At 55.3% G+C, this 24,054-nt stretch carries 23 protein-coding genes and 4 tRNA genes; all 27 read left to right on the top strand.

Annotated features, from left to right (window positions below; all coding sequences use genetic code 11):
- Window positions 1-74: 74 nt before the first annotated feature.
- Complete coding sequence (gene birA / locus ACXR0M_RS22280; protein WP_458833884.1) at window positions 75-1,028, top strand: bifunctional biotin--[acetyl-CoA-carboxylase] ligase/biotin operon repressor BirA; 954 nt, start codon at window positions 75-77, stop codon at window positions 1,026-1,028.
- Window positions 1,018-1,767 carry a pantothenate kinase gene (locus ACXR0M_RS22285; RefSeq protein ID WP_458833885.1) on the top strand — a complete coding sequence of 250 codons (750 nt, stop codon included), beginning with the start codon at window positions 1,018-1,020 and terminating at the stop codon, window positions 1,765-1,767. Before birA ends, ACXR0M_RS22285 begins: the two co-directional genes overlap by 11 nt.
- Before the next feature lie 7 nt (window positions 1,768-1,774).
- Window positions 1,775-2,212, top strand: a complete 438-nt coding sequence (locus tag ACXR0M_RS22290) for a hypothetical protein (protein WP_458833886.1) — start codon at window positions 1,775-1,777, stop codon at window positions 2,210-2,212.
- Window positions 2,213-2,354: 142 nt separating this feature from the next.
- Window positions 2,355-2,439: transfer RNA gene (locus ACXR0M_RS22295), tRNA-Tyr, on the top strand.
- A 24-nt stretch (window positions 2,440-2,463) separates the two neighbouring features.
- Window positions 2,464-2,537 (top strand) — tRNA-Gly (locus ACXR0M_RS22300).
- A 26-nt stretch (window positions 2,538-2,563) separates the two neighbouring features.
- Window positions 2,564-2,639, top strand: a tRNA-Thr gene (locus ACXR0M_RS22305).
- Between the two features lie 84 nt (window positions 2,640-2,723).
- Complete coding sequence (gene tuf / locus ACXR0M_RS22310) at window positions 2,724-3,917, top strand: elongation factor Tu (protein ID WP_095122212.1); 1,194 nt, start codon at window positions 2,724-2,726, stop codon at window positions 3,915-3,917.
- Window positions 3,918-3,970: 53 nt separating this feature from the next.
- A tRNA-Trp gene (locus tag ACXR0M_RS22315) sits at window positions 3,971-4,046 on the top strand.
- Between the two features lie 45 nt (window positions 4,047-4,091).
- Window positions 4,092-4,460 carry a preprotein translocase subunit SecE gene (secE, locus tag ACXR0M_RS22320; protein WP_064589465.1) on the top strand — a complete coding sequence of 123 codons (369 nt, stop codon included), beginning with the start codon at window positions 4,092-4,094 and terminating at the stop codon, window positions 4,458-4,460.
- A gap of 9 nt (window positions 4,461-4,469) precedes the next feature.
- A complete protein-coding gene (gene nusG, locus ACXR0M_RS22325; protein ID WP_025113545.1) occupies window positions 4,470-5,003 on the top strand; it encodes a transcription termination/antitermination protein NusG in 534 nt (177 codons plus the stop codon).
- Window positions 5,004-5,120: 117 nt separating this feature from the next.
- A complete protein-coding gene (gene rplK / locus ACXR0M_RS22330) occupies window positions 5,121-5,552 on the top strand; it encodes a 50S ribosomal protein L11 (protein ID WP_003228756.1) in 432 nt (143 codons plus the stop codon).
- On the top strand, window positions 5,552-6,247 hold the full coding sequence (gene rplA / locus ACXR0M_RS22335) for a 50S ribosomal protein L1 (protein ID WP_003228754.1): 696 nt from the start codon (window positions 5,552-5,554) through the stop codon (window positions 6,245-6,247). The genes rplK and rplA overlap by 1 nt, the downstream gene beginning before the upstream one ends.
- Before the next feature lie 198 nt (window positions 6,248-6,445).
- A complete protein-coding gene (gene rplJ / locus ACXR0M_RS22340) occupies window positions 6,446-6,946 on the top strand; it encodes a 50S ribosomal protein L10 (RefSeq protein ID WP_003228752.1) in 501 nt (166 codons plus the stop codon).
- Window positions 6,947-7,020: 74 nt separating this feature from the next.
- On the top strand, window positions 7,021-7,386 hold the full coding sequence (gene rplL, locus ACXR0M_RS22345; RefSeq protein WP_003228750.1) for a 50S ribosomal protein L7/L12: 366 nt from the start codon (window positions 7,021-7,023) through the stop codon (window positions 7,384-7,386).
- A gap of 221 nt (window positions 7,387-7,607) precedes the next feature.
- The gene (rpoB, locus tag ACXR0M_RS22350) at window positions 7,608-11,681 is read left to right on the top strand and encodes a DNA-directed RNA polymerase subunit beta (protein ID WP_458833887.1); all 4,074 of its coding nucleotides are present in this window, start codon (window positions 7,608-7,610) and stop codon (window positions 11,679-11,681) included.
- A 63-nt stretch (window positions 11,682-11,744) separates the two neighbouring features.
- A complete protein-coding gene (rpoC, locus tag ACXR0M_RS22355) occupies window positions 11,745-15,944 on the top strand; it encodes a DNA-directed RNA polymerase subunit beta' (protein ID WP_027614261.1) in 4,200 nt (1,399 codons plus the stop codon).
- Between the two features lie 215 nt (window positions 15,945-16,159).
- Entirely contained in the window at window positions 16,160-16,531 is a 372-nt protein-coding gene (rpsL, locus tag ACXR0M_RS22360) for a 30S ribosomal protein S12 (RefSeq protein WP_003186084.1), read from the top strand.
- A gap of 107 nt (window positions 16,532-16,638) precedes the next feature.
- Window positions 16,639-17,112 carry a 30S ribosomal protein S7 gene (gene rpsG, locus ACXR0M_RS22365; protein WP_007916467.1) on the top strand — a complete coding sequence of 158 codons (474 nt, stop codon included), beginning with the start codon at window positions 16,639-16,641 and terminating at the stop codon, window positions 17,110-17,112.
- Window positions 17,113-17,142: 30 nt separating this feature from the next.
- Complete coding sequence (gene fusA, locus ACXR0M_RS22370; protein WP_007962223.1) at window positions 17,143-19,248, top strand: elongation factor G; 2,106 nt, start codon at window positions 17,143-17,145, stop codon at window positions 19,246-19,248.
- 31 nt (window positions 19,249-19,279) lie between these two features.
- Window positions 19,280-20,473: an elongation factor Tu gene (tuf, locus tag ACXR0M_RS22375; RefSeq protein ID WP_095122212.1), complete on the top strand. Its 1,194-nt coding sequence runs from the start codon at window positions 19,280-19,282 to the stop codon at window positions 20,471-20,473.
- A gap of 157 nt (window positions 20,474-20,630) precedes the next feature.
- Window positions 20,631-20,942: a 30S ribosomal protein S10 gene (gene rpsJ / locus ACXR0M_RS22380; protein ID WP_003186070.1), complete on the top strand. Its 312-nt coding sequence runs from the start codon at window positions 20,631-20,633 to the stop codon at window positions 20,940-20,942.
- An 80-nt stretch (window positions 20,943-21,022) separates the two neighbouring features.
- The gene (gene rplC / locus ACXR0M_RS22385) at window positions 21,023-21,658 is read left to right on the top strand and encodes a 50S ribosomal protein L3 (protein WP_003228738.1); all 636 of its coding nucleotides are present in this window, start codon (window positions 21,023-21,025) and stop codon (window positions 21,656-21,658) included.
- Window positions 21,659-21,670: 12 nt separating this feature from the next.
- Window positions 21,671-22,273, top strand: coding sequence for a 50S ribosomal protein L4 (gene rplD, locus ACXR0M_RS22390; RefSeq protein ID WP_003228735.1), 603 nt, complete (start codon window positions 21,671-21,673; stop codon window positions 22,271-22,273).
- Window positions 22,270-22,569 carry a 50S ribosomal protein L23 gene (gene rplW, locus ACXR0M_RS22395; protein ID WP_002555488.1) on the top strand — a complete coding sequence of 100 codons (300 nt, stop codon included), beginning with the start codon at window positions 22,270-22,272 and terminating at the stop codon, window positions 22,567-22,569. The genes rplD and rplW overlap by 4 nt, the downstream gene beginning before the upstream one ends.
- A gap of 14 nt (window positions 22,570-22,583) precedes the next feature.
- Window positions 22,584-23,408 carry a 50S ribosomal protein L2 gene (rplB, locus tag ACXR0M_RS22400; protein ID WP_016772943.1) on the top strand — a complete coding sequence of 275 codons (825 nt, stop codon included), beginning with the start codon at window positions 22,584-22,586 and terminating at the stop codon, window positions 23,406-23,408.
- Between the two features lie 16 nt (window positions 23,409-23,424).
- Window positions 23,425-23,700, top strand: coding sequence for a 30S ribosomal protein S19 (gene rpsS, locus ACXR0M_RS22405; RefSeq protein WP_003228731.1), 276 nt, complete (start codon window positions 23,425-23,427; stop codon window positions 23,698-23,700).
- Between the two features lie 11 nt (window positions 23,701-23,711).
- A complete protein-coding gene (gene rplV / locus ACXR0M_RS22410; RefSeq protein WP_003103908.1) occupies window positions 23,712-24,044 on the top strand; it encodes a 50S ribosomal protein L22 in 333 nt (110 codons plus the stop codon).
- The last annotated feature ends 10 nt before the right edge of the window (window positions 24,045-24,054 follow it).

A 24,054-nucleotide genomic window follows, 5' to 3' on the forward strand; every position in this document is an offset into this window, starting at 1 on the left:
GTGGTTTGCTTGATTTCTATGCAATCGCCCTGCTCATGGCTATTATTCGGGCCTCATTGTGAGGCGAGACCTGCATGCTGACGTTGTTGAATCTTTTAAAGGATGGTCGATTCCATTCTGGTCAGGCTCTGGGGCTTGCTCTGGGTATCAGTCGAAGTGCTGTATGGAAGCAACTTCAACATCTTGAGGCTGAGCTCGGCTTGTCCATTAATAAGGTTCGGGGGCGAGGCTACCAACTGACTACCCCCCTGACTCTACTTGATCCTCTCGGTATCGGCACCTTGGCGCCTATTTGGCCGATGACAGTCTTTGACACCATTGACTCCACCAATGCAGAGGCGCTGCGCGCGATCAATCAAGGTTGCACGGCGCCGTTCCTGGTGTTGGCAGAGCGGCAGATTTCCGGTCGAGGGCGCAGGGGGCGCAAATGGGTAAGCCCCTTTGCAGAAAATCTGTATTACAGCCTGGTTCTGCGTATCGAAGGTGGTATACGCCAGCTCGAGGGACTGAGTCTTGTGGTCGGTCTGGCAGTTATGCATACGCTGCGAAAGCTTGGGGTATCGGGAGCTGGACTGAAATGGCCCAACGATGTATTGGTCGGAAACAAAAAAATTGCCGGTATTCTTTTGGAACTCGTAGGCGATCCTGCAGATGTTTGTCACGTCGTACTGGGCATAGGCATTAACGTGAACATGCAGATTGCAGACGAGGTCGATCAGCAATGGACGTCAATGCGGCTTGAGACCGGAAAAAGCTGCGATCGCAACGTGTTGGTGGCAGAGCTGAACGAAATGCTGGTCGGTTATATTCAGCGCCATCAGGCGGATGGTTTTTCGGCACTCCAGGGCGAGTGGGAGAAGGACCATCTGTGGCAGGGGCGTCCGGTTTCGTTGATTGCCGGCGCTAACCATATAGAAGGTGTAGTGCTCGGTATCGATAGCCAAGGTGCGCTGCGCTTGAAGGTGGGTGGCGTGGAAAAGGTATTCAGTGGTGGTGAGCTCAGCCTGAGGTTGCGTAATGATTCTTGAGCTCGACTGTGGGAATAGCTTTATCAAATGGCGCGTGTTGAATACGGATGCCGGAGGTCTGTTTGCGGAGGGTGTTGTCGACTCGGATCAGGCCTTAGTGGAGAGCTTGCGTACATTTGACGGCCTTTCGCTACGAAACTGTCGCATGGTCAGTGTCAGGACGAGTGAAGAAACCACGGCATTGACGCGGACTCTCGAGCAGGCATTCGGCGTATTAGTCGTATGTGCCAAACCAGCAAAGGAAATGTCCGGTGTCCGCAACGGCTATGACGAGTACGAGCGTTTAGGGCTCGATCGTTGGCTTGCAATGCTGGGCGGTTTTCACTTGGCTTCAGGCGCATGTCTGATCCTTGATTTCGGCACTGCTGTAACAGCGGACTTCATTGATGCTAAGGGGGATCACTTGGGAGGGTTCATTTGTCCAGGTATGCCATTGATGCGAAATCAATTGCGAACCCACACTCGCAATATCCGTTATGGAGACCTGGCCGCCGAGCGAGCTCTTATGAGCCATGCCCCAGGGCGCAGCACCGTTGAGGCGGTCGAGCGGGGATGTTCGTTAATGTTGAGAGGTTTCGTCCTGACCCAGATGGAGCTGGCCCGCTCCTACTGGGGGGAGGCTTTCTCTGTTTTTATTACGGGTGGTGACGCTGGATTGGTTGCAGATGTTGTGCCTGAAGCCAGGGTCGTCCCCGATCTGGTCTTTGTCGGGTTGGCCATGGCGTGTCCTTTGTCTTGAGGTTTGTATGCGTTGGTTGTTCCTGCTGCTTATTGTTCTCAATGTGTTCTATTACGTCTGGCATCAGCAGGAAGCGCCCTTGCGTGCAAAGGATGTCACCCCCTTAAGTATGTACCGCGGATCCCAGCAAGACATTCGTTTGCTTAGTGAGGCTGGTGGCGATTCTCGAGAAGGACAGGGCGCGCGGCGTGCGGAGCAGGATTGTCTGTTCTTGGGTGGTTTAGCTCGAGAAGAGGGTATTTCTTCGCTGCAGCAGCGCCTGCTGGCTCTGAATGTGAAGGCTCAATCATCGCAAAAGGATCTACCCGAGCCCGGTTACTGGTTGCGCATAGCGCCCGAAAGCCAGCGTTTATTGGGGGATGTGCAGTTGCAGAACCTTTCCAAGGAATTCAATGAGTTAAAACATAAAATAATGCTGTGTGAGGGGGTTGCACCGTTGGATTAGTTTGCATAGAATGGCGCCCGCTCCACAGCGAACACCTAAACAGGTGATCAAAGTGAAGCAGTGTCAACGCAGCTAACCTCAAGTTTTTATTGAGAAAATGCTTGACAGAAGGCCGGCGTAGTATAGAATGCCGGCTCGCTTAGGAGGGGTTCCCGAGCGGCCAAAGGGATCAGACTGTAAATCTGACGTCTACGACTTCGAAGGTTCGAATCCTTCCCCCTCCACCATTTTTAGCGTGAGCTGCAAGCTCCGCGGGTATAGTTTAGTGGTAGAACCTCAGCCTTCCAAGCTGATGATGCGGGTTCGATTCCCGCTACCCGCTCCAAGTTTGCAGGTTGTGCAAAGCGTTGCGCTCTTGTAGCTCAGTTGGTAGAGCACACCCTTGGTAAGGGTGAGGTCAGCGGTTCAAATCCGCTCAAGAGCTCCATATAACAAGGCAGATATGAAAATATCTGCCTTTGTTTTAATGGTAGATATCGTTCGTCTAATTCTTCTGTTGAGGGTGTTATCGATGGCTAAGGAAAAATTTGATCGTTCCCTGCCCCACGTCAACGTTGGGACCATTGGTCACGTTGACCACGGTAAAACCACTCTGACCGCTGCTCTGACTCGCGTCTGCTCCGAAGTTTTCGGTTCGGCCGTAGTTGAATTCGACAAGATCGACAGCGCTCCAGAAGAAAAAGCTCGCGGTATCACCATCAACACCGCACACGTTGAGTACAACTCGCTGATCCGTCACTACGCTCACGTTGACTGCCCAGGTCACGCTGACTATGTGAAGAACATGATCACCGGTGCTGCCCAGATGGACGGCGCGATTCTGGTTTGCTCGGCCGCTGATGGTCCGATGCCACAAACCCGTGAGCACATCCTGCTGTCCCGTCAGGTAGGCGTTCCGTACATCGTGGTTTTCCTGAACAAGGCTGACCTGGTAGACGACGCTGAGCTGCTGGAACTGGTTGAGATGGAAGTTCGCGACCTGCTGTCCACCTACGACTTCCCAGGCGACGACACTCCGATCATCATCGGTTCGGCTCGTATGGCGCTGGAAGGCAAAGACGACAACGAGATGGGCACCACTGCCGTCAAGAAACTGGTTGAAACTCTGGACAGCTACATTCCAGAACCAGTTCGTATGATCGACAAGCCGTTCCTGATGCCAATCGAAGACGTATTCTCGATCTCGGGTCGCGGTACTGTTGTGACTGGTCGTATCGAGCGCGGTATCGTTCGCGTTCAGGATCCGCTGGAAATCGTTGGTCTGCGTGACACCACCGTTACTACTTGCACCGGTGTTGAAATGTTCCGCAAGCTGCTCGACGAAGGTCGTGCTGGCGAGAACTGCGGCGTTCTGCTGCGTGGTACCAAACGTGACGACGTTGAGCGTGGCCAGGTTCTGGTTAAGCCGGGTTCGGTTAAGCCGCACACCAAGTTCACCGCAGAAGTTTACGTTCTGAGCAAGGAAGAAGGCGGTCGTCACACTCCGTTCTTCAAAGGCTACCGTCCACAGTTCTACTTCCGTACTACTGACGTGACTGGTAACTGCGAGCTGCCAGAAGGCGTTGAAATGGTAATGCCAGGTGACAACATTCAGATGACTGTTACCCTGATCAAAACCATCGCGATGGAAGACGGTCTGCGTTTCGCTATCCGTGAAGGCGGTCGTACCGTCGGCGCCGGTGTCGTAGCCAAAATCATCGAATAAGCGGTTGTAATGTATTTTTCGGGCCGGCATAATGGTCGGCCTGATTTTGTTTTAGGTCAGTAGCTCAATTGGCAGAGCGACGGTCTCCAAAACCGTAGGTTGGGGGTTCGATTCCCTCCTGACCTGCCAGATTCACTTGGTGTGTCTGGCTTTCTTTTCACAGGATCTTCATAGATGACTCCTAAAGCTGAAGCTCAAGGCTCTCGCTTCGACCTGCTCAAGTGGCTTGTAGTAGTTGCTTTGGTAGTTGTTGGCGTTGTTGGCAATCAGTATTACGCTGCTTCGCCGATCCTGTACCGTGTACTCGCTTTGCTCGTCATTGCTGCTGTAGCTGCCTTTGTAGGCCTGCAGACTGCAAAGGGCAAGTCGTTCTTTGTACTGGTTAAGGAAGCTCGCACCGAGATTCGTAAAGTCGTATGGCCAACTCGCCAGGAAACCACGCAAACCACGTTGATCGTTGTTGCTGTGGTTTTGGTTATGGCGTTGCTGTTGTGGGGGCTTGATTCCCTGCTCGGCTGGCTTGTTTCCTTGATTGTCGGCTAAGGGTGTCCCGTGGCTAAGCGTTGGTACGTTGTGCATGCTTACTCGGGTTACGAGAAGCATGTCATGCGCTCGCTGATTGAGCGCGTAAAGCTGGCTGGCATGGAAGATGGCTTCGGCGAAATTCTGGTTCCCACTGAAGAAGTGGTTGAAATGCGTAATGGCCAGAAGCGCAAAAGCGAACGCAAGTTCTTCCCAGGCTATGTGCTGGTACAGATGGATATGAACGAGGGTACTTGGCACTTGGTCAAGGATACTCCTCGGGTGATGGGCTTCATCGGCGGTACCGCCGACAAGCCAGCTCCGATCACCGACAAAGAAGCAGAAGCCATTCTGCGTCGCGTTGCCGATGGTAGCGATAAGCCGAAGCCGAAGACTCTGTTTGAGCCAGGTGAAGTGGTTCGCGTTACCGATGGCCCATTCGCTGACTTTAATGGCACTGTCGAAGAAGTTAACTACGAAAAGAGTCGTGTCCAGGTGGCAGTTCTCATTTTCGGTCGCTCTACTCCGGTGGAGTTGGAGTTCAGTCAGGTCGAAAAGGTCTAACTGAGCAAGCATCCCAACCCCGCAGCCCTAGGCTGTGGGGTTTTGTCGTCACTGGGATAAACGCGCAAGTAACCGGGGAGCCTTTCGAGGCGTTCGAACCCGTAATTGGAGTGCCTCATGGCCAAGAAGATTACCGCTTACATCAAGCTGCAAGTGAAGGCCGCTCAGGCTAACCCAAGTCCACCTGTTGGTCCTGCCCTGGGTCAGCACGGCGTGAACATCATGGAGTTCTGCAAGGCTTTCAACGCCCGTACTCAGGGTCTTGAAGCAGGTCTGCCGACTCCAGTGATCATCACTGTCTACAGCGACCGCAGCTTTACTTTCGAAACCAAATCCACCCCTGCTTCGGTTCTGCTGAAGAAGGCGGCCGGTCTGACCAGCGGCTCCGCTCGTCCGAACACCGTTAAGGTTGGCACTGTTACCCGTGCTCAGCTGGAAGAGATCGCGAAAACCAAAAACGCGGATCTGACTGCAGCTGATATGGATGCAGCCGTGCGTACTATCGCCGGTTCTGCTCGTAGCATGGGCCTTAACGTGGAGGGTGTGTAATGGCTAAGCTGACCAAGCGTCAAAAGGCTATCGCCGGCAAAATCGAAGCAGGCAAGGCCTACAACATTGTAGACGCTGCTGCTCTGCTGGCTGAGCTGTCGACTGTCAAGTTCAGCGAGTCGTTCGACGTTGCTGTAAACCTGGGTGTAGACCCGCGTAAATCCGACCAGGTTGTTCGTAGCGCTACTGTGCTGCCACACGGCACTGGCAAGACTGTTCGCGTTGCTGTGTTCACCCAGGGTCCAGCTGCTGAAGCCGCTCTGGCTGCCGGCGCTGACCGTGTAGGTATGGACGACCTGGCTGCCGAAATGAAAGGCGGCGACCTGAACTATGACGTAGTCATCGCATCCCCGGATGCCATGCGCGTTGTAGGTCAGCTGGGTCAGATCCTCGGTCCACGTGGTCTGATGCCTAACCCGAAAGTCGGCACTGTTACTCCAGACGTAGCCACCGCGGTTAAAAACGCCAAGGCTGGTCAGGTTCGTTATCGCACCGACAAAAACGGCATCATCCACACTTCCGTTGGCAAGATCGGCTTCGATGCCGTCAAGCTGAAGGAAAACGTTGAAGCCCTGATCGCTGATCTGAAGCGTATCAAGCCAGCTTCTTCGAAAGGTATCTACGTCAAGCGCGTTACCCTGAGCACCACCATGGGCCCAGGTCTGGTCATCGACCAGAGCTCGCTGGACGCGTAAGACAAAGGTTGGCGCGTTTGAACGTGCCAATTGAAAGATTGGGGTCCCTGCCTGGCGGGGGCTATCCAAGACCGTAGGCGACGCAAGTCTTAAACCATAAGCCTACGCAGATGGTGCTCCCGGTTCCTTACCGAATCAGACACCAAAACGACATTCGGTTTCGACCGAGTGAAACGGTAACAAGCAGGAGTTAAACCCGTGGCAATTAATCTCGAAGACAAGAAGGCCATCGTCGCTGAAGTCAACGAGGCTGCCAAAGTCGCTCTGTCCGCTGTCGTGGTTGATGCCCGTGGCGTAACAGTAGGCGCAATGACCGGACTCCGTAAAGAGGCTCGTGAAGCTGGCGTTTACGTACGTGTTGTACGTAACACCCTGCTCAAGCGCGCTGTTGCTGACACTGAATACAGTGTTCTCAACGACGTGTTCACCGGCCCGACCCTGATTGCATTCTCGAACGAACATCCGGGCGCTGCTGCCCGTATCTTCAAAGAGTTTGCCAAGGGTCAGGACAAGTTCGAGATCAAGGCAGCTGCGTTCGAGGGCAAGTTCCTCGCAGCTAATCAGATCGACGTACTGGCAACTCTGCCGACCCGTGACGAAGCAATTTCTCAGCTGATGAGCGTGATTCAAGGCGCTACCAGCAAATTGGCTCGTACTCTGGCGGCAATTCGCGACCAGAAAGAAGCAGCCGCAGCCTAAGGCTCGTCAACTTCTCGCGTTTTTTGTTTATTTCGATGGTCGCGTAGGCCGTCCCCCAATTCAGGAATTGAGTCATGTCTCTGACTAACGAACAAATCATCGAAGCAATCGGCCAGAAATCCGTAGTGGAAATCGTTGAGCTGATCAAAGCGATGGAAGAAACCTTCGGTGTTACCGCTGCTGCTGCTTCGGCTGGTCCAGCTGCTGCTGCCGCTGTTGTTGAAGAGCAAACCGAGTTCAACGTTGTTCTGCTGGAAGCTGGCGAGAAGAAGGTTAACGTGATCAAGGCAGTTCGTGAACTGACCGGTCTGGGCCTGAAAGAAGCCAAAGAGAAAGTAGACGGCGCTCCTCAGGTTGTAGCTGAAGGCGTTTCGAAAGAAGCTGCTGAAGACGCCAAGAAGAAGCTGGAAGAAGCAGGCGCTAAAGTCGAACTGAAATAAGTATCGACTTTGCTCCTCCAGCCCGAGCGTCAAGCGACAGGCTGATGGCTGGTGGCTCTTGCCACCGGCCTTTTTCCGTTATTGGCAGCCGACTGGGTCGGTGCTGATAAAGGCGCTGTAACCACCCGATGCGGTGGCGCAAACCATGGGGTTTGCACGATTTTCTGGCTGCTCCCGTCGGGAGGGGCCAAACAAGCAGGTGACCAAGCTGGGGAACGCTGATGGCTTACTCATATACTGAGAAAAAACGTATCCGCAAGGACTTTAGCAAGTTGCCGGACGTCATGGATGTGCCGTACCTCCTGGCCATCCAGCTGGATTCGTATCGTGAATTCTTGCAAGCGGGAGCGACTAAAGATCAGTTCCGCGACGTGGGCCTGCATGCGGCCTTCAAATCCGTTTTCCCGATCATCAGCTACTCCGGCAATGCTGCGCTGGAGTACGTCGGTTATCGCCTGGGCGAACCGGCATTTGATGTCAAAGAATGCGTATTGCGCGGTGTAACTTTCGCCGTACCTTTGCGGGTAAAAGTGCGCCTGATCATTTTCGACAAAGAATCGTCGAACAAAGCGATCAAGGACATCAAAGAGCAAGAAGTCTACATGGGTGAAATTCCCCTGATGACCGAGAACGGTACCTTCGTAATCAACGGTACCGAGCGTGTAATCGTTTCCCAGCTGCACCGTTCCCCGGGCGTGTTCTTCGACCACGACCGCGGCAAGACGCATAGCTCCGGCAAACTGCTGTACTCCGCGCGCATCATTCCTTACCGCGGTTCGTGGCTGGACTTCGAGTTCGACCCGAAAGACTGCGTATTCGTGCGTATCGACCGTCGTCGCAAACTGCCGGCATCGGTACTGCTGCGCGCGCTCGGCTATACCACTGAAGAAGTGCTGGACGCGTTCTACACCACCAACGTTTTCCACCTGAGCGGCGAAACCCTCAGCCTGGAACTGGTGCCATCGCGCCTGCGTGGTGAAATCGCGGTTCTGGACATTCAGGACGAGAAGGGCAAGGTCATTGTTGAAGCAGGCCGCCGTATTACCGCGCGCCACATCAACCAGATCGAAAAAGCTGGCATCAAGACCCTGGAAGTACCTCTGGACTACGTCCTGGGCCGTACGACCGCCAAGGTCATTGTGCACCCGGCTACCGGCGAAATCCTGGCAGAGTGCAACACCGAGCTGAACACTGAAGTCCTGGCAAAAATTGCCAAGGCCGGCGTTGTTCGCATCGAAACTCTGTACACCAACGATATCGACTGCGGTCCGTTCATCTCCGACACGCTGAAGATCGACTCCACCAGCAACCAATTGGAAGCGCTGGTCGAGATCTATCGCATGATGCGTCCAGGCGAGCCGCCAACCAAAGACGCTGCCGAAACCCTGTTCAACAACCTGTTCTTCAGCCCTGAGCGCTATGACCTGTCTGCGGTCGGCCGGATGAAGTTCAACCGTCGTATCGGTCGTACCGAGATCGAAGGTTCGGGCGTGCTGTGCAAGGAAGACATCGTCGCGGTACTGAAGACTCTGGTCGACATCCGTAACGGTAAAGGCATCGTCGATGACATCGACCACCTGGGTAACCGTCGTGTTCGCTGCGTAGGCGAAATGGCCGAGAACCAGTTCCGCGTTGGCCTGGTACGGGTTGAGCGTGCGGTCAAAGAGCGTCTGTCGATGGCCGAAAGCGAAGGCCTGATGCCGCAAGACCTGATCAACGCCAAGCCAGTGGCTGCGGCGGTGAAAGAGTTCTTCGGTTCCAGCCAGCTCTCGCAATTCATGGACCAGAACAACCCGCTGTCCGAGATCACCCACAAGCGTCGCGTCTCTGCACTCGGCCCTGGCGGTCTGACTCGTGAGCGCGCGGGCTTTGAAGTCCGTGACGTACACCCGACTCACTACGGTCGTGTATGCCCGATTGAAACGCCGGAAGGTCCGAACATCGGTCTGATCAACTCCCTGGCTGCATACGCTCGCACCAACCAGTACGGCTTCCTGGAAAGCCCGTACCGTGTGGTGAAAGAGGGTGTGGTCACCGACGAGATCGTGTTCCTGTCCGCCATTGAAGAGGCCGATCACGTGATCGCGCAGGCTTCGGCGACCATGAACGACCAGAAAGTCCTGATCGACGAACTGGTAGCCGTACGTCACCTGAACGAGTTCACCGTCAAGGCGCCAGAAGAAGTCACCTTGATGGACGTTTCGCCGAAGCAGGTAGTTTCGGTTGCAGCGTCGCTGATTCCGTTCCTCGAGCACGACGACGCCAACCGTGCGTTGATGGGTTCGAACATGCAGCGTCAAGCTGTACCAACCCTGCGTGCTGACAAGCCGCTGGTAGGTACCGGCATGGAGCGTAACGTAGCCCGTGACTCCGGCGTTTGCGTCGTGGCTCGTCGTGGTGGCGTGATCGACTCCGTCGACGCCAGCCGTATCGTGGTTCGTGTTGCTGATGACGAAGTTGAACCCGGCGAAGCGGGTGTCGACATCTACAACCTGACCAAGTATACCCGCTCGAACCAGAACACCTGCATCAACCAGCGTCCGCTGGTGAGCAAGGGTGATCGCGTTCAGCGCAGCGACATCATGGCCGACGGCCCGTCCACCGACATGGGTGAGCTGGCACTGGGTCAGAACATGCGCATCGCGTTCATGGCATGGAACGGCTTCAACTTCGAAGACTCCATCTGCCTGTCCGAGCGTGTGGTTCAGGAAGACCGTTTCACCACGATCCACATTCAGGAACTGACCTGTGTGGCCCGTGACACCAAGCTTGGCCCAGAGGAAATCACTGCGGACATCCCGAACGTGGGTGAGGCTGCACTGAACAAGCTGGACGAAGCCGGTATCGTTTACGTGGGTGCTGAAGTCGGCGCAGGCGACATCCTGGTAGGTAAGGTCACTCCGAAAGGCGAGACCCAACTGACTCCGGAAGAAAAACTGCTGCGTGCGATCTTCGGTGAAAAAGCCAGCGACGTTAAAGACACCTCCCTGCGCGTGCCGACTGGCACCAAAGGTACTGTCATCGACGTACAGGTCTTCACCCGTGATGGTGTAGAGCGTGATGCTCGTGCTCTGTCGATCGAGAAGTCCCAGCTGGACGAGATCCGCAAGGATCTGAACGAAGAGTTCCGTATCGTTGAAGGCGCAACCTTCGAACGTCTGCGCTCCGCTCTGGTCGGCCACAAGGCCGAAGGCGGCGCCGGTCTGAAGAAAGGTCAGGACATCACCGACGAAGTACTCGACGGTCTTGAGCATGGTCAGTGGTTCAAACTGCGCATGGCTGAAGATGCTCTGAACGAGCAGCTCGAGAAGGCTCAGGCTTACATCGTTGATCGTCGCCGTCTGCTGGACGACAAGTTCGAAGACAAGAAGCGCAAACTGCAGCAGGGCGACGACCTGGCTCCAGGCGTGCTGAAAATCGTCAAGGTTTACCTGGCAATCCGGCGTCGCATCCAGCCGGGCGACAAGATGGCCGGTCGTCACGGTAACAAGGGTGTGGTCTCCGTGATCATGCCGGTTGAAGACATGCCGCACGATGCCAATGGCACCCCGGTCGACGTGGTCCTCAACCCGCTGGGCGTACCTTCGCGTATGAACGTTGGTCAGATCCTTGAAACCCACTTGGGCCTCGCGGCCAAAGGCCTGGGCGAGAAGATCAACCGGATGGTCGAAGAGCAGCGTAAAGTCGCTGAACTGCGTACCTTCCTCGACGAGATCTACAACCAGATCGGCGGTCGTAACGAAGATCTGGACAGCTTCTCCGATCAGGAAATCCTGGATCTGGCGAAGAACCTGCGTGGCGGTGTTCCAATGGCCACTCCAGTGTTCGACGGTGCCAAGGAAAGCGAAATCAAGGCCATGCTGAAACTGGCAGACCTGCCGGAAAGCGGCCAGATGCAGCTGACTGACGGCCGTACCGGCAACAAGTTCGAGCGTCCAGTTACCGTTGGCTACATGTACATGCTGAAGCTGAACCACTTGGTAGACGACAAGATGCACGCGCGTTCTACCGGTTCGTACAGCCTGGTTACCCAGCAGCCGCTGGGTGGTAAGGCGCAGTTCGGTGGTCAGCGTTTCGGGGAGATGGAGGTCTGGGCACTGGAAGCATACGGTGCCGCTTACACTCTGCAAGAAATGCTCACAGTGAAGTCGGACGATGTGAACGGCCGTACCAAGATGTACAAAAACATCGTGGATGGCGATCACCGTATGGAGCCGGGCATGCCCGAGTCCTTCAACGTGTTGATCAAGGAAATTCGTTCCCTCGGCATCGATATCGATCTGGAAACCGAATAACACGTGACGCGATCGAGAGCGGGGCAGGATTGCCCGCTCTCTGCTCCGCCAGGAGGAAAGGCCTTGAAAGACCTACTGAATTTGCTGAAAAACCAGGGTCAAGTCGAAGAGTTCGACGCCATCCGTATCGGATTGGCCTCGCCTGAGATGATCCGCTCGTGGTCGTTCGGTGAAGTTAAAAAGCCGGAAACCATCAACTACCGTACGTTCAAACCTGAGCGTGACGGTCTGTTCTGCGCCAAGATCTTTGGCCCGGTAAAGGATTACGAGTGCCTGTGCGGTAAGTACAAGCGCTTGAAGCACCGTGGTGTGATCTGCGAGAAGTGCGGCGTTGAAGTTGCACTGGCCAAGGTTCGTCGTGAGCGCATGGCGCACATCGAACTGGCTTCGCCGGTTGCTCACATCTGGTTCCTGAAATCGCTGCCGTCCCGTATCGGCCTGCTGATGGACATGACCCTGCGTGATATCGAACGCGTTCTCTACTTCGAGAGCTATGTCGTTATCGATCCAGGCATGACCACCCTTGAAAAAGGTCAGCTGCTGAACGACGAGCAGTACTTCGAAGCGCTGGAAGAGTTCGGCGACGATTTCGATGCCCGTATGGGTGCCGAAGCTGTCCGTGAACTGCTGCACGCTATCGACCTGGAGCACGAGATTGGCCGTCTGCGCGAAGAGATTCCGCAAACCAACTCGGAAACCAAGATCAAGAAGCTGTCCAAGCGTCTGAAGTTGATGGAAGCCTTCCAGGGTTCCGGCAACCTGCCAGAGTGGATGGTGCTGACCGTTCTGCCGGTTCTGCCGCCAGACCTGCGTCCACTGGTCCCGCTGGACGGCGGTCGTTTCGCGACTTCCGACCTCAACGATCTGTATCGTCGAGTGATCAACCGTAACAACCGTTTGAAGCGCCTGCTGGATCTGTCCGCTCCGGACATCATCGTGCGCAACGAAAAGCGTATGTTGCAGGAAGCTGTCGATGCACTGCTCGACAACGGTCGTCGTGGCCGCGCTATCACCGGTTCGAACAAGCGTCCTCTGAAATCCCTGGCTGACATGATCAAGGGTAAACAGGGTCGTTTCCGTCAGAACTTGCTCGGTAAGCGTGTTGACTACTCCGGTCGTTCGGTAATTACCGTAGGCCCGACCCTGCGTCTGCACCAGTGCGGTCTGCCGAAGAAGATGGCTCTCGAGCTGTTCAAGCCGTTCATTTTCGGCAAGCTGGAAATGCGTGGTCTGGCGACCACCATCAAAGCAGCCAAGAAAATGGTCGAGCGCGAACTGCCAGAGGTTTGGGACGTTCTCGCTGAAGTGATTCGCGAACACCCGGTTCTTCTCAACCGTGCACCGACCCTTCACCGTCTGGGTATCCAGGCGTTTGAACCGGTACTGATCGAAGGTAAGGCTATTCAGCTGCACCCGCTGGTCTGCGCCGCGTACAACGCCGACTTCGACGGCGACCAGATGGCCGTGCACGTACCGCTGACGCTGGAAGCCCAGCTCGAAGCGCGCGCGTTGATGATGTCGACCAACAACATTCTGTCGCCAGCCAACGGTGAGCCAATCATCGTTCCTTCGCAGGACGTTGTATTGGGTCTGTACTACATGACTCGTGAAGCGATCAACGCCAAGGGTGAAGGTCGTGTATTCGCAGATCTGCAGGAAGTCGACCGTGTGTTCCGTGCCGGCGAAGCCGCACTGCACGCCAAGGTCAAGGTTCGCATCAACGAAACCGTCAACGACCGTGACGGCAACAGCGTGAGCAACACTCGTATCGTCGACACCACCGTCGGCCGTGCGCTGCTGTTCCAGGTTGTGCCAAAAGGTCTGTCGTACGATGTCGTCAACCTGCCGATGAAGAAAAAGGCGATCTCCAAGCTGATCAACCAGTGCTACCGCGTGGTTGGTCTGAAAGAGACCGTGATCTTCGCTGACCAGTTGATGTACACCGGTTTCGCTTACTCGACCATCTCCGGCGTTTCCATCGGTGTTAACGACTTCGTTATCCCGGATGAAAAAGCCCGCATCATCGGTGCTGCTACCGACGAAGTTAAAGAGATCGAGAGCCAGTACGCCTCCGGCCTGGTAACCCAGGGCGAGAAGTACAACAAAGTGATCGACCTTTGGTCGAAGGCGAACGACGAAGTTTCCAAGGCGATGATGGCCAACCTCTCGAAAGAGAAAGTCATCGACCGTCACGGCGACGAAGTCGACCAAGAGTCCTTCAACTCGATGTACATGATGGCCGACTCGGGTGCGCGGGGTTCCGCAGCACAGATTCGTCAGCTGGCCGGTATGCGTGGTCTGATGGCCAAGCCGGACGGTTCCATCATTGAAACGCCGATTACTGCGAACTTCCGTGAAGGTCTGAGCGTACTCCAGTACTTCATCTCGACTCACGGTGCTCGTAAAGGTCTGGCGGATACCGCGTTGAAAACTGCGAACTCCGGTTACCTGACTCGTCGTCTGGTAGACGTGGCGCAGGATCTGGTTGTAACCGAGATCGATTGCGGCACCGAACACGGTCTGCTGATGACTCCGCACATTGAAGGCGGTGACGTTGTAGAACCGTTGGGTGAGCGCGTATTGGGTCGTGTTATTGCCCGTGACGTATTCAAGCCAGGCACCGAGGACGTCATCGTTCCTGCCGGTACTCTGGTAGACGAGAAGTGGGTCGAGTTCATCGAGCTGAACAGCATCGACGAAGTGATCGTGCGTTCGCCGATCAGCTGCGAAACCCGCTATGGCATTTGCGCCAAGTGCTACGGCCGTGATCTGGCTCGTGGTCACCAGGTGAACATCGGTGAAGCGGTCGGCGTTATCGCTGCCCAGTCCATCGGTGAGCCGGGTACCCAGCTGACGATGCGTACGTTCCACATCGGTGGTGCGGCAAGCCGTACTTCCGCAGCCGACAGCGTTCAGGTGAAGAATGGCGGTACCGTCCGTCTGCACAACCTGAAGCACGTTGAGCGTGTGGATGGCCACCTGGTTGCTGTGTCCCGTTCCGGTGAGCTGGCAATCGCTGATGACTTCGGTCGTGAGCGCGAGCGTTACAAGCTGCCGTACGGCGCCGTGATTTCGGTTAAAGAAGGTGACAAGGTCGACGCTGGCGCAATCGTGGCCAAGTGGGATCCGCACACTCACCCGATCGTTACCGAAATGAAAGGTACCGTGACCTACGTGGGCATGGAAGAAGGCATCACGATCAAGCGTCAGACTGACGAATTGACCGGTATGACCAACATTGAAGTACTTGACGCGAAAGATCGTCCAGCTGCCGGCAAGGAAATCCGTCCTGCAGTGAAGATGGTCGACGACAACGGCAAGGATCTGTTGCTGCCAGGCACTGACGTTATCGCTCAGTACTTCCTGCCAGCCAACGCCCTGGTCGGTGTTGCGGACGGTGCGAAGATCGCGATCGGTGATGTTATTGCGCGTATCCCGCAAGAAACTTCGAAAACCCGTGACATCACCGGTGGTCTGCCACGTGTTGCCGACTTGTTCGAAGCCCGTCGTCCGAAAGAAGCGTCGATTCTGGCTGAAGTCAGCGGCACCATCGCGTTCGGTAAAGAGACCAAGGGCAAGCGCCGTCTGGTTATCACCCCGAACGACGGTAGTGATCCGTATGAAGAGCTGATTCCGAAGTGGCGTCACCTGAACGTGTTCGAAGGCGAACAGGTAAACCGCGGCGAAGTTATCTCCGACGGTCCAAGCGATCCGCACGACATCCTGCGTCTGCTGGGTGTGAGCGCGCTGGCCAAGTACATCGTGAACGAGATCCAGGACGTTTATCGTCTGCAAGGCGTGAAGATCAACGACAAGCACATCGAGACCATTCTGCGTCAGATGCTGCGTAAAGTTGAGATCTCCGAGTCCGGCGATTCCAGCTTCATCAAGGGCGACCAGATGGAACTGACTCACGTGCTGGTAGAGAACGAGCGTCTGAGCGCGGAAGACAAATTTGTCTCCAAGTTCACTCGCGTTCTGCTGGGTATCACCAAGGCGTCGTTGTCCACCGAATCGTTCATCTCGGCGGCTTCCTTCCAGGAAACCACTCGCGTACTGACCGAAGCGGCAGTCACCGGCAAGCGCGATTACCTGCGCGGCCTGAAAGAAAACGTGGTCGTGGGTCGTCTGATCCCGGCCGGTACCGGTCTGGCTTATCACAGCGAGCGCAAGCGTCGCCGTGATGCTGACAAACCGTTGCGCGTAAGCGCCAGTGAAGTGGAAGCTGCACTGACCGAAGCGCTGAACTCGAGCGGTAACTGAGTTCTGCGGTAAATGAGCTGAGGCCCTGATCGCTCCGTTCGTCGAATCGAGACAAATTGTCAAGGTTCGACGAGCGGGGAGGTCGGGGCCTTGCCTTGACTGGGGACAAGATCCTCTTTAGACTCTTGATCCCCTAAATTTGGCGGGAATTCGTTCCTGCCATTTTGCTTTTCTTGCAAGACAATAGCGTCGCAAGACAACAGTGGAGCTAGTAGATGGCAACTATCAACCAGCTGGTACGTCAGCCGCGTAAGCGTATCGTCGAGAAATCCGACGTGCCTGCGCTGCAGAACTGCCCGCAACGTCGTGGCGTGTGCACTCGTGTGTACACCACTACGCCGAAAAAACCTAACTCGGCACTGCGTAAAGTATGCCGTGTGCGTCTGACCAACGGTTTCGAGGTTTCCTCGTACATCGGTGGTGAAGGCCACAACCTGCAAGAGCACAGCGTGGTACTGATCCGCGGCGGTCGTGTAAAAGACTTGCCAGGTGTTCGTTACCACACCGTTCGCGGCTCCTTGGATACTTCCGGCGTTAAAGGCCGTAACCAGGGTCGTTCGAAGTACGGTACCAAGCGTCCGAAGTAATCGGCCGCTTTGCAGATTTTCATTTTATTGAGTCGATAAGAGTAAGGTCGGGCGCGAATCCTCTGGATCTGTCCCGAGCTAACCTGAAGACCGCTTGAGGGCTTATCATGCCAAGACGTCGCGTAGCAGCAAAGCGTGAGATTCTGGACGATCCGAAATACGGAAGCCAGATCCTCGCCAAATTCATGAACCACGTTATGGAAAGCGGCAAGAAAGCCGTTGCCGAGCGTATCGTTTATGGTGCCCTGGAAACCGTTGCGACCCGTAAGGCTGGCACCGATCCCCTGGAACTCTTCGAAAAAGCACTCGACGCCATCGCTCCGCTGGTCGAAGTGAAGTCGCGCCGCGTTGGTGGTGCTACTTACCAGGTTCCGGTCGAGGTTCGTCCTTCCCGTCGTAACGCTCTGGCAATGCGCTGGTTGGTAGACTTCGCCCGTAAGCGTGGCGAGAAGTCTATGGCTCTGCGTTTGGCTGGCGAACTGCTGGATGCTGCTGAAGGTAAAGGTGCTGCTGTTAAGAAGCGTGAAGACGTGCACCGTATGGCTGAAGCCAACAAAGCTTTCTCGCACTACCGCTTCTAATTTTAGCTTCACTAATTTTGCGAGGGCTTTATGGCTCGTACTACTCCGATTAGCCGCTACCGTAACATCGGTATCGTCGCTCACGTGGATGCTGGTAAAACCACCACCACCGAGCGCGTCCTGTTTTACACCGGCAAAAGTCACAAAATGGGCGAGGTGCATGATGGCGCCGCGACCACAGACTGGATGGTGCAGGAGCAGGAGCGTGGTATTACCATTACTTCTGCTGCAATCACCGCCTTCTGGAAAGGTTCCGAGAAGCAGTACCCGCATGAGCACCGCTTCAACGTAATCGATACCCCGGGCCACGTAGACTTCACCATTGAAGTTGAACGTTCCCTGCGCGTACTCGACGGCGCTGTCGTTGTGTTCTGCGGTACTTCGGGTGTTGAGCCGCAGTCGGAAACCGTATGGCGTCAAGCCAACAAATACGGCGTTCCACGTCTTGTTTATGTAAACAAGATGGACCGTGCTGGTGCCAACTTCCTGCGCGTGATCGGTCAGATCAAACAGCGTCTGGGTCACACTCCGGTGCCGATCCAGCTGGCTATCGGTTCGGAAGATAACTTCCAGGGCCAGATCGACCTGATCAACATGCAAGCTGTTTACTGGAACGACTCTGACAAGGGTATGGTTCCTGTTCGCAAGGAAATCCCTGCGGACATGCTCGAGCTGGCCACCGAGTGGCGTAGCAACATGGTTGAGGCTGCTGCCGAAGCCAGCGAAGAGCTGATGAACAAGTACCTGGAAGGCGAAGAGCTGTCGATCGAAGAGATCAAGGCCGCTCTGCGTCAGCGCACTATCGCTGGCGAAATCGTTCTGGCTGTTTGCGGTTCGTCGTTCAAGAACAAGGGCGTTCCCCTGGTTCTCGACGCCGTTATCGACTTCCTGCCTGCTCCAACCGACATTCCTGCTATCAAGGGCTCGAACCCTGATAACGAGGAAGAGGAAATGGAGCGTCACGCAAGTGACGACGAGCCGTTCGCGGCACTGGCGTTCAAAATCGCTACCGACCCATTCGTGGGTACCTTGACCTTCGTCCGCGTTTACTCGGGCGTGTTGAACTCCGGCGACGGCGTAATCAACTCGGTCAAAGGCAAGAAAGAGCGCGTGGGCCGTATGGTGCAAATGCACGCAAACGCCCGTGAAGAGATCAAGGAAGTACGCGCTGGTGACATCGCGGCCCTGATCGGCATGAAGGACGTCACCACTGGTGAAACCCTCTGCAACGCTGACAAGCCAATCATCCTGGTTCGCATGGACTTCCCGGAGCCGGTTATTTCGGTTGCCGTAGAGCCTAAGACCAAGGATGACCAGGAAAAAATGGGTATCGCTCTGGGCAAGCTGGCTCAGGAAGACCCGTCTTTCCGCGTTAAGACTGATGAAGAGACTGGTCAAACGATCATCTCCGGCATGGGCGAGCTGCACCTGGACATCCTGGTTGACCGGATGCGCCGTGAGTTCAACGTCGAAGCCAACATCGGTAAGCCTCAAGTTTCGTACCGTGAGCGCATCACGAAGAACTGCGAAATCGAAGGCAAGTTCGTTCGTCAGTCCGGCGGTCGTGGCCAGTTCGGTCACTGCTGGATCCGTTTTGCTCCTGCTGACGAAGGTCAGGAAGGTCTGCAATTCGTGAACGAAGTTGTAGGTGGTGTGGTTCCTAAGGAATACATCCCGGCTATCCAGAAGGGTATCGAAGAGCAGATGAAGAACGGCGTTGTTGCCGGCTATCCGCTGATCGGCCTGAAGGCTACCGTGTTCGATGGTTCTTACCACGACGTCGACTCCAACGAGATGGCGTTCAAGGTGGCTGCTTCCATGGCGACCAAGCAACTGGCCCAGAAGGGCGGTGGTGAGTTGCTCGAGCCGATCATGGCGGTAGAGGTTGTTACGCCTGAAGACTATATGGGTGATGTGATGGGCGACCTTAACCGTCGTCGCGGCATGATCCAGGGTATGGAAGACACAGTGTCCGGCAAGGTTATCCGTGCCGAGGTTCCACTGGGTGAAATGTTCGGTTATGCGACCGACGTTCGTTCCATGTCTCAGGGTCGCGCAAGCTACTCTATGGAATTCAAAAAATACGATACGGCTCCGTCGCACATCGTCGAATCCGTAACCAAAAAACAAGGCTGATTCAGCCCCTTTAGGCTAGGAGTTAATTGTCGTGGCTAAAGAAAAATTTGATCGTTCGTTACCGCACGTAAACGTTGGCACCATTGGTCACGTTGACCACGGTAAAACCACTCTGACCGCTGCTCTGACTCGCGTCTGCTCCGAAGTTTTCGGTTCGGCCGTAGTTGAATTCGACAAGATCGACAGCGCTCCAGAAGAAAAAGCTCGCGGTATCACCATCAACACCGCACACGTTGAGTACAACTCGCTGATCCGTCACTACGCTCACGTTGACTGCCCAGGTCACGCTGACTATGTGAAGAACATGATCACCGGTGCTGCTCAGATGGACGGCGCGATTCTGGTTTGCTCGGCCGCTGATGGTCCGATGCCACAAACCCGTGAGCACATCCTGCTGTCCCGTCAGGTAGGCGTTCCGTACATCGTGGTTTTCCTGAACAAGGCTGACCTGGTAGACGACGCTGAGCTGCTGGAACTGGTTGAGATGGAAGTTCGCGACCTGCTGTCCACCTACGACTTCCCAGGCGACGACACTCCGATCATCATCGGTTCGGCTCGTATGGCGCTGGAAGGCAAAGACGACAACGAGATGGGCACCACTGCCGTCAAGAAACTGGTTGAAACTCTGGACAGCTACATTCCAGAACCAGTTCGTATGATCGACAAGCCGTTCCTGATGCCAATCGAAGACGTATTCTCGATCTCGGGTCGCGGTACTGTTGTGACTGGTCGTATCGAGCGCGGTATCGTTCGCGTTCAGGATCCGCTGGAAATCGTTGGTCTGCGTGACACCACCGTTACTACTTGCACCGGTGTTGAAATGTTCCGCAAGCTGCTCGACGAAGGTCGTGCTGGCGAGAACTGCGGCGTTCTGCTGCGTGGTACCAAACGTGACGACGTTGAGCGTGGCCAGGTTCTGGTTAAGCCGGGTTCGGTTAAGCCGCACACCAAGTTCACCGCAGAAGTTTACGTTCTGAGCAAGGAAGAAGGCGGTCGTCACACTCCGTTCTTCAAAGGCTACCGTCCACAGTTCTACTTCCGTACTACTGACGTGACTGGTAACTGCGAGCTGCCAGAAGGCGTTGAAATGGTAATGCCAGGTGACAACATTCAGATGACTGTTACCCTGATCAAAACCATCGCGATGGAAGACGGTCTGCGTTTCGCTATCCGTGAAGGCGGTCGTACCGTCGGCGCTGGCGTCGTAGCCAAAATCATCGAGTAATCTCTTTTATAGAGTCTGCTTGATGGATTGAAAAAGCCCCCGCTCAGCGGGGGCTTTTTTATTGGGTTGACACCTATCTGGGGCGTCTATAGAATTGCGCCTCCTTTTAACGGGCGTATTGCGCCCGGTGGGAATAGCAGCCGGAGTCTGAAATCCAATGCAAAATCAGCAAATCCGTATCAGGTTGAAGGCTTTCGACCATCGCCTGATCGACCAATCAACCCAGGAAATCGTGGAAACCGCGAAACGTACTGGTGCTCAAGTGCGTGGTCCAATTCCACTGCCTACCCGTAAAGAGCGGTTCACCGTTCTGGTTTCCCCGCACGTCAACAAAGACGCGCGTGACCAGTACGAGATCCGCACTCATAAGCGCGTTCTGGACATCGTCCAGCCAACGGATAAAACCGTTGATGCTCTTATGAAGCTTGATCTTGCGGCCGGTGTGGAAGTGCAGATCAGCCTCGGCTAAGACTCGGTCTTGGTCGTGTAACGCTCTGAAATGGGCGGCCATAGCGGGTGAAAGCCCCGTACACTCATGAGGTTTACAACATGACTATTGGTGTAGTCGGTCGTAAATGCGGTATGACCCGTATTTTCACCGAAGAAGGTGTCTCCATTCCGGTCACGGTCATTGAGATCGAGCCGAATCGCGTCACCCAGTTCAAAACTGAAGAGACCGATGGCTATCGTGCAGTGCAAGTCACTGTCGGCGAGCGTCGCGCTTCGCGTGTAACAGCAGCTCAGGCTGGCCACTTCGCCAAGGCGAACGTTGCCGCTGGTCGTACCACCATGGAATTCCGTCTTGAAGAAGGCGAGTACCAGGCTGGCGATCTGATCAACGCTGAAATCTTTGCCGCTGGTCAACTGGTTGATGTAACCGGTCAGTCCAAGGGTAAAGGCTTCCAGGGTACGATCAAGCGTTGGAATTTCCGCGGGCAAGATAACACCCACGGTAACTCCGTATCCCACCGCGTCCCAGGCTCTATCGGCCAGTGCCAGACTCCTGGTCGTGTATTCAAGGGCAAAAAAATGTCCGGTCATATGGGCGCTGAGCGCGTGACCGTGCAGTCCCTGGAAGTAGTGCGCGTGGACGCTGAACGCAATCTGTTGTTGGTCAAGGGCGCTGTTCCTGGCGCTACTGGCGGCAACCTGGTTGTACGTCCAGCAGCCAAGGCTCGCGGTTAAGGGGAAGCTGACATGCAATTAAATGTAAATGACGCTCAAGCGATCGAAGTTTCCGAACTGACATTTGGCGGCGAATTCAACGAGACGCTGGTTCACCAAGCAGTCGTGGCCTACATGGCCGGCGGCCGTCAAGGTAGCAAGCAGCAGAAGACCCGTTCCGACGTTCGTGGTGGCGGCAAGCGCCCATGGCGTCAGAAAGGTACTGGCCGTGCTCGTGCCGGTACTATCCGTAGCCCAATCTGGCGTGGCGGCGGTACCACTTTCGCAGCTCGTCCACAGGATCACTCCCAGAAGCTGAACAAGAAGATGTATCGCGCAGCAATGCGTTCCATCCTTGCTGAGCTGGTGCGTACTGATCGTCTGGTCGTGGTTCAGGATTTCGCTGTTGAAACTCCGAAAACCAAAGATCTGCTGGGCAAGCTGAACAACATGAGCCTGACCGACGTTCTGATCGTGTCGGACGCTGTTGATCAGAACCTGTACCTGGCTGCTCGCAACCTGCCACACGTAGATGTACGTGACGTGCAAGGTTCCGATCCAGTTAGTCTGATCGCATACGACAAGGTGTTGATCACCGTGTCGGCCGTGAAGAAATTCGAGGAGCTGCTGGGATGAACCAGGAACGCGTATTTAAAGTTCTGCTTGGCCCGCACGTTTCCGAGAAGGCTACGGTTCTGGCAGACAAGAAAGGCCAGTTCGTTTTCAAGGTTGCTACTGATGCAACCAAGCTGGAAATCAAGAAGGCCGTCGAAAGCCTGTTCAGCGTGAAAGTAGAGCGCGTCACTACCCTGAACGTTCTGGGTAAGAGCAAGCGCACTGCTCGCGGTCTGGGCAAGCGTAATGACTGGAAGAAGGCAGTTATCTCCCTTCAGCCAGGCCAAGATCTCGATTTCAGCAGCAGTGCTGAGTAAGGAAGGGGTGCATCATGGCAATCGTTAAATGCAAACCGACTTCCCCTGGCCGCCGTTTTGTGGTCAAGGTGGTCAACCAGGAGCTGCATAAAGGCGCTCCTCACGCACCGCTGCTCGAGAAAAAATCGAAGTCTGGTGGTCGTAACAACAATGGCCGTATTACCACTCGTCACATCGGTGGTGGTCATAAGCAGCATTACCGTATGGTCGATTTTCGTCGCAACGACAAAGATGGCATCGTCGCCACTGTCGAGCGTATCGAATACGATCCAAACCGTACTGCTCACATCGCACTGCTGTGCTACGCAGACGGCGAGCGCCGCTACATCATCGCCCCTAAAGGCGTGAGTGCTGGCGACCAGCTGATCGCAGGCGCTCTGGCTCCAATCAAGCCAGGCAACGCTCTGCAACTGCGCAACATTCCAGTCGGTTCTACCGTACACGGCATCGAACTGAAGCCAGGTAAAGGCGCACAGATCGCTCGTTCCGCTGGTGCTTCGGCTCAGCTGATCGCTCGTGAAGGCGTGTACGTTACCCTGCGTCTGCGTTCCGGTGAAATGCGTAAAGTCCTGGCTGAGTGCCGTGCGACCCTGGGCGAAGTCTCGAACTCCGAGCACAGCCTGCGTTCGCTGGGTAAAGCTGGTGCCAAACGCTGGCGTGGCGTTCGCCCAACCGTTCGTGGTGTTGCCATGAACCCGGTTGACCACCCACATGGTGGTGGTGAAGGTCGTACCTCTGGTGGTCGTCATCCGGTATCGCCATGGGGCTTCCCGACTAAGGGCGCGAAGACTCGTGGTAATAAGCGTACCGACAAAATGATCGTCCGTCGTCGCAAGTAAATAGAGGGATACGACAGTGCCACGTTCTCTGAAAAAAGGTCCTTTTATTGATCTTCACCTACTGAAGAAGATCGAAGTGGCGGCGGAAAAGAACGATCGCAAACCAATTAAGACTTGGTCGCGTCGTTCGATGATCCTGCCACAAATGGTCGGTCTGACCATTGCAGTACACAACGGCCGTCAGCACGTCCCAGTTCTCGTGAACGAAGACATGGTTGGCCATAAACTGGGCGAGTTCGCCGGTACCCGCACTTATCGTGGGCACGTGGCTGACAAGAAAGCCAAGCGTTAAGGGGTAAGGAAATGGAAGTAGCCGCTAAGTTGTCGGGCGCTCGAATCTCCGCCCAGAAAGCCCGCTTGGTCGCCGACCAGATCCGCGGGAAGAAGGTGGGCGAAGCGCTCAACCTGTTGGCTTTCAGCAGTAAGAAAGCCGCCGAGATCATGAAGAAAGTGCTGGAGTCGGCCGTAGCCAACGCCGAGCATAACGAAGGCGCAGACGTTGATGACCTGAAGGTCAGCACCGTTTTCGTCAACGAAGGGCGTTCGCTGAAGCGCATCATGCCACGTGCCAAAGGCCGTGCTGATCGCATCGTCAAGCGGTCTTGCCATATCACTGTCAAGGTTGCTGACAAGTAACGGAGTCGAA

Source organism: Pseudomonas sp. Eth.TT006, assembly GCF_054456575.1.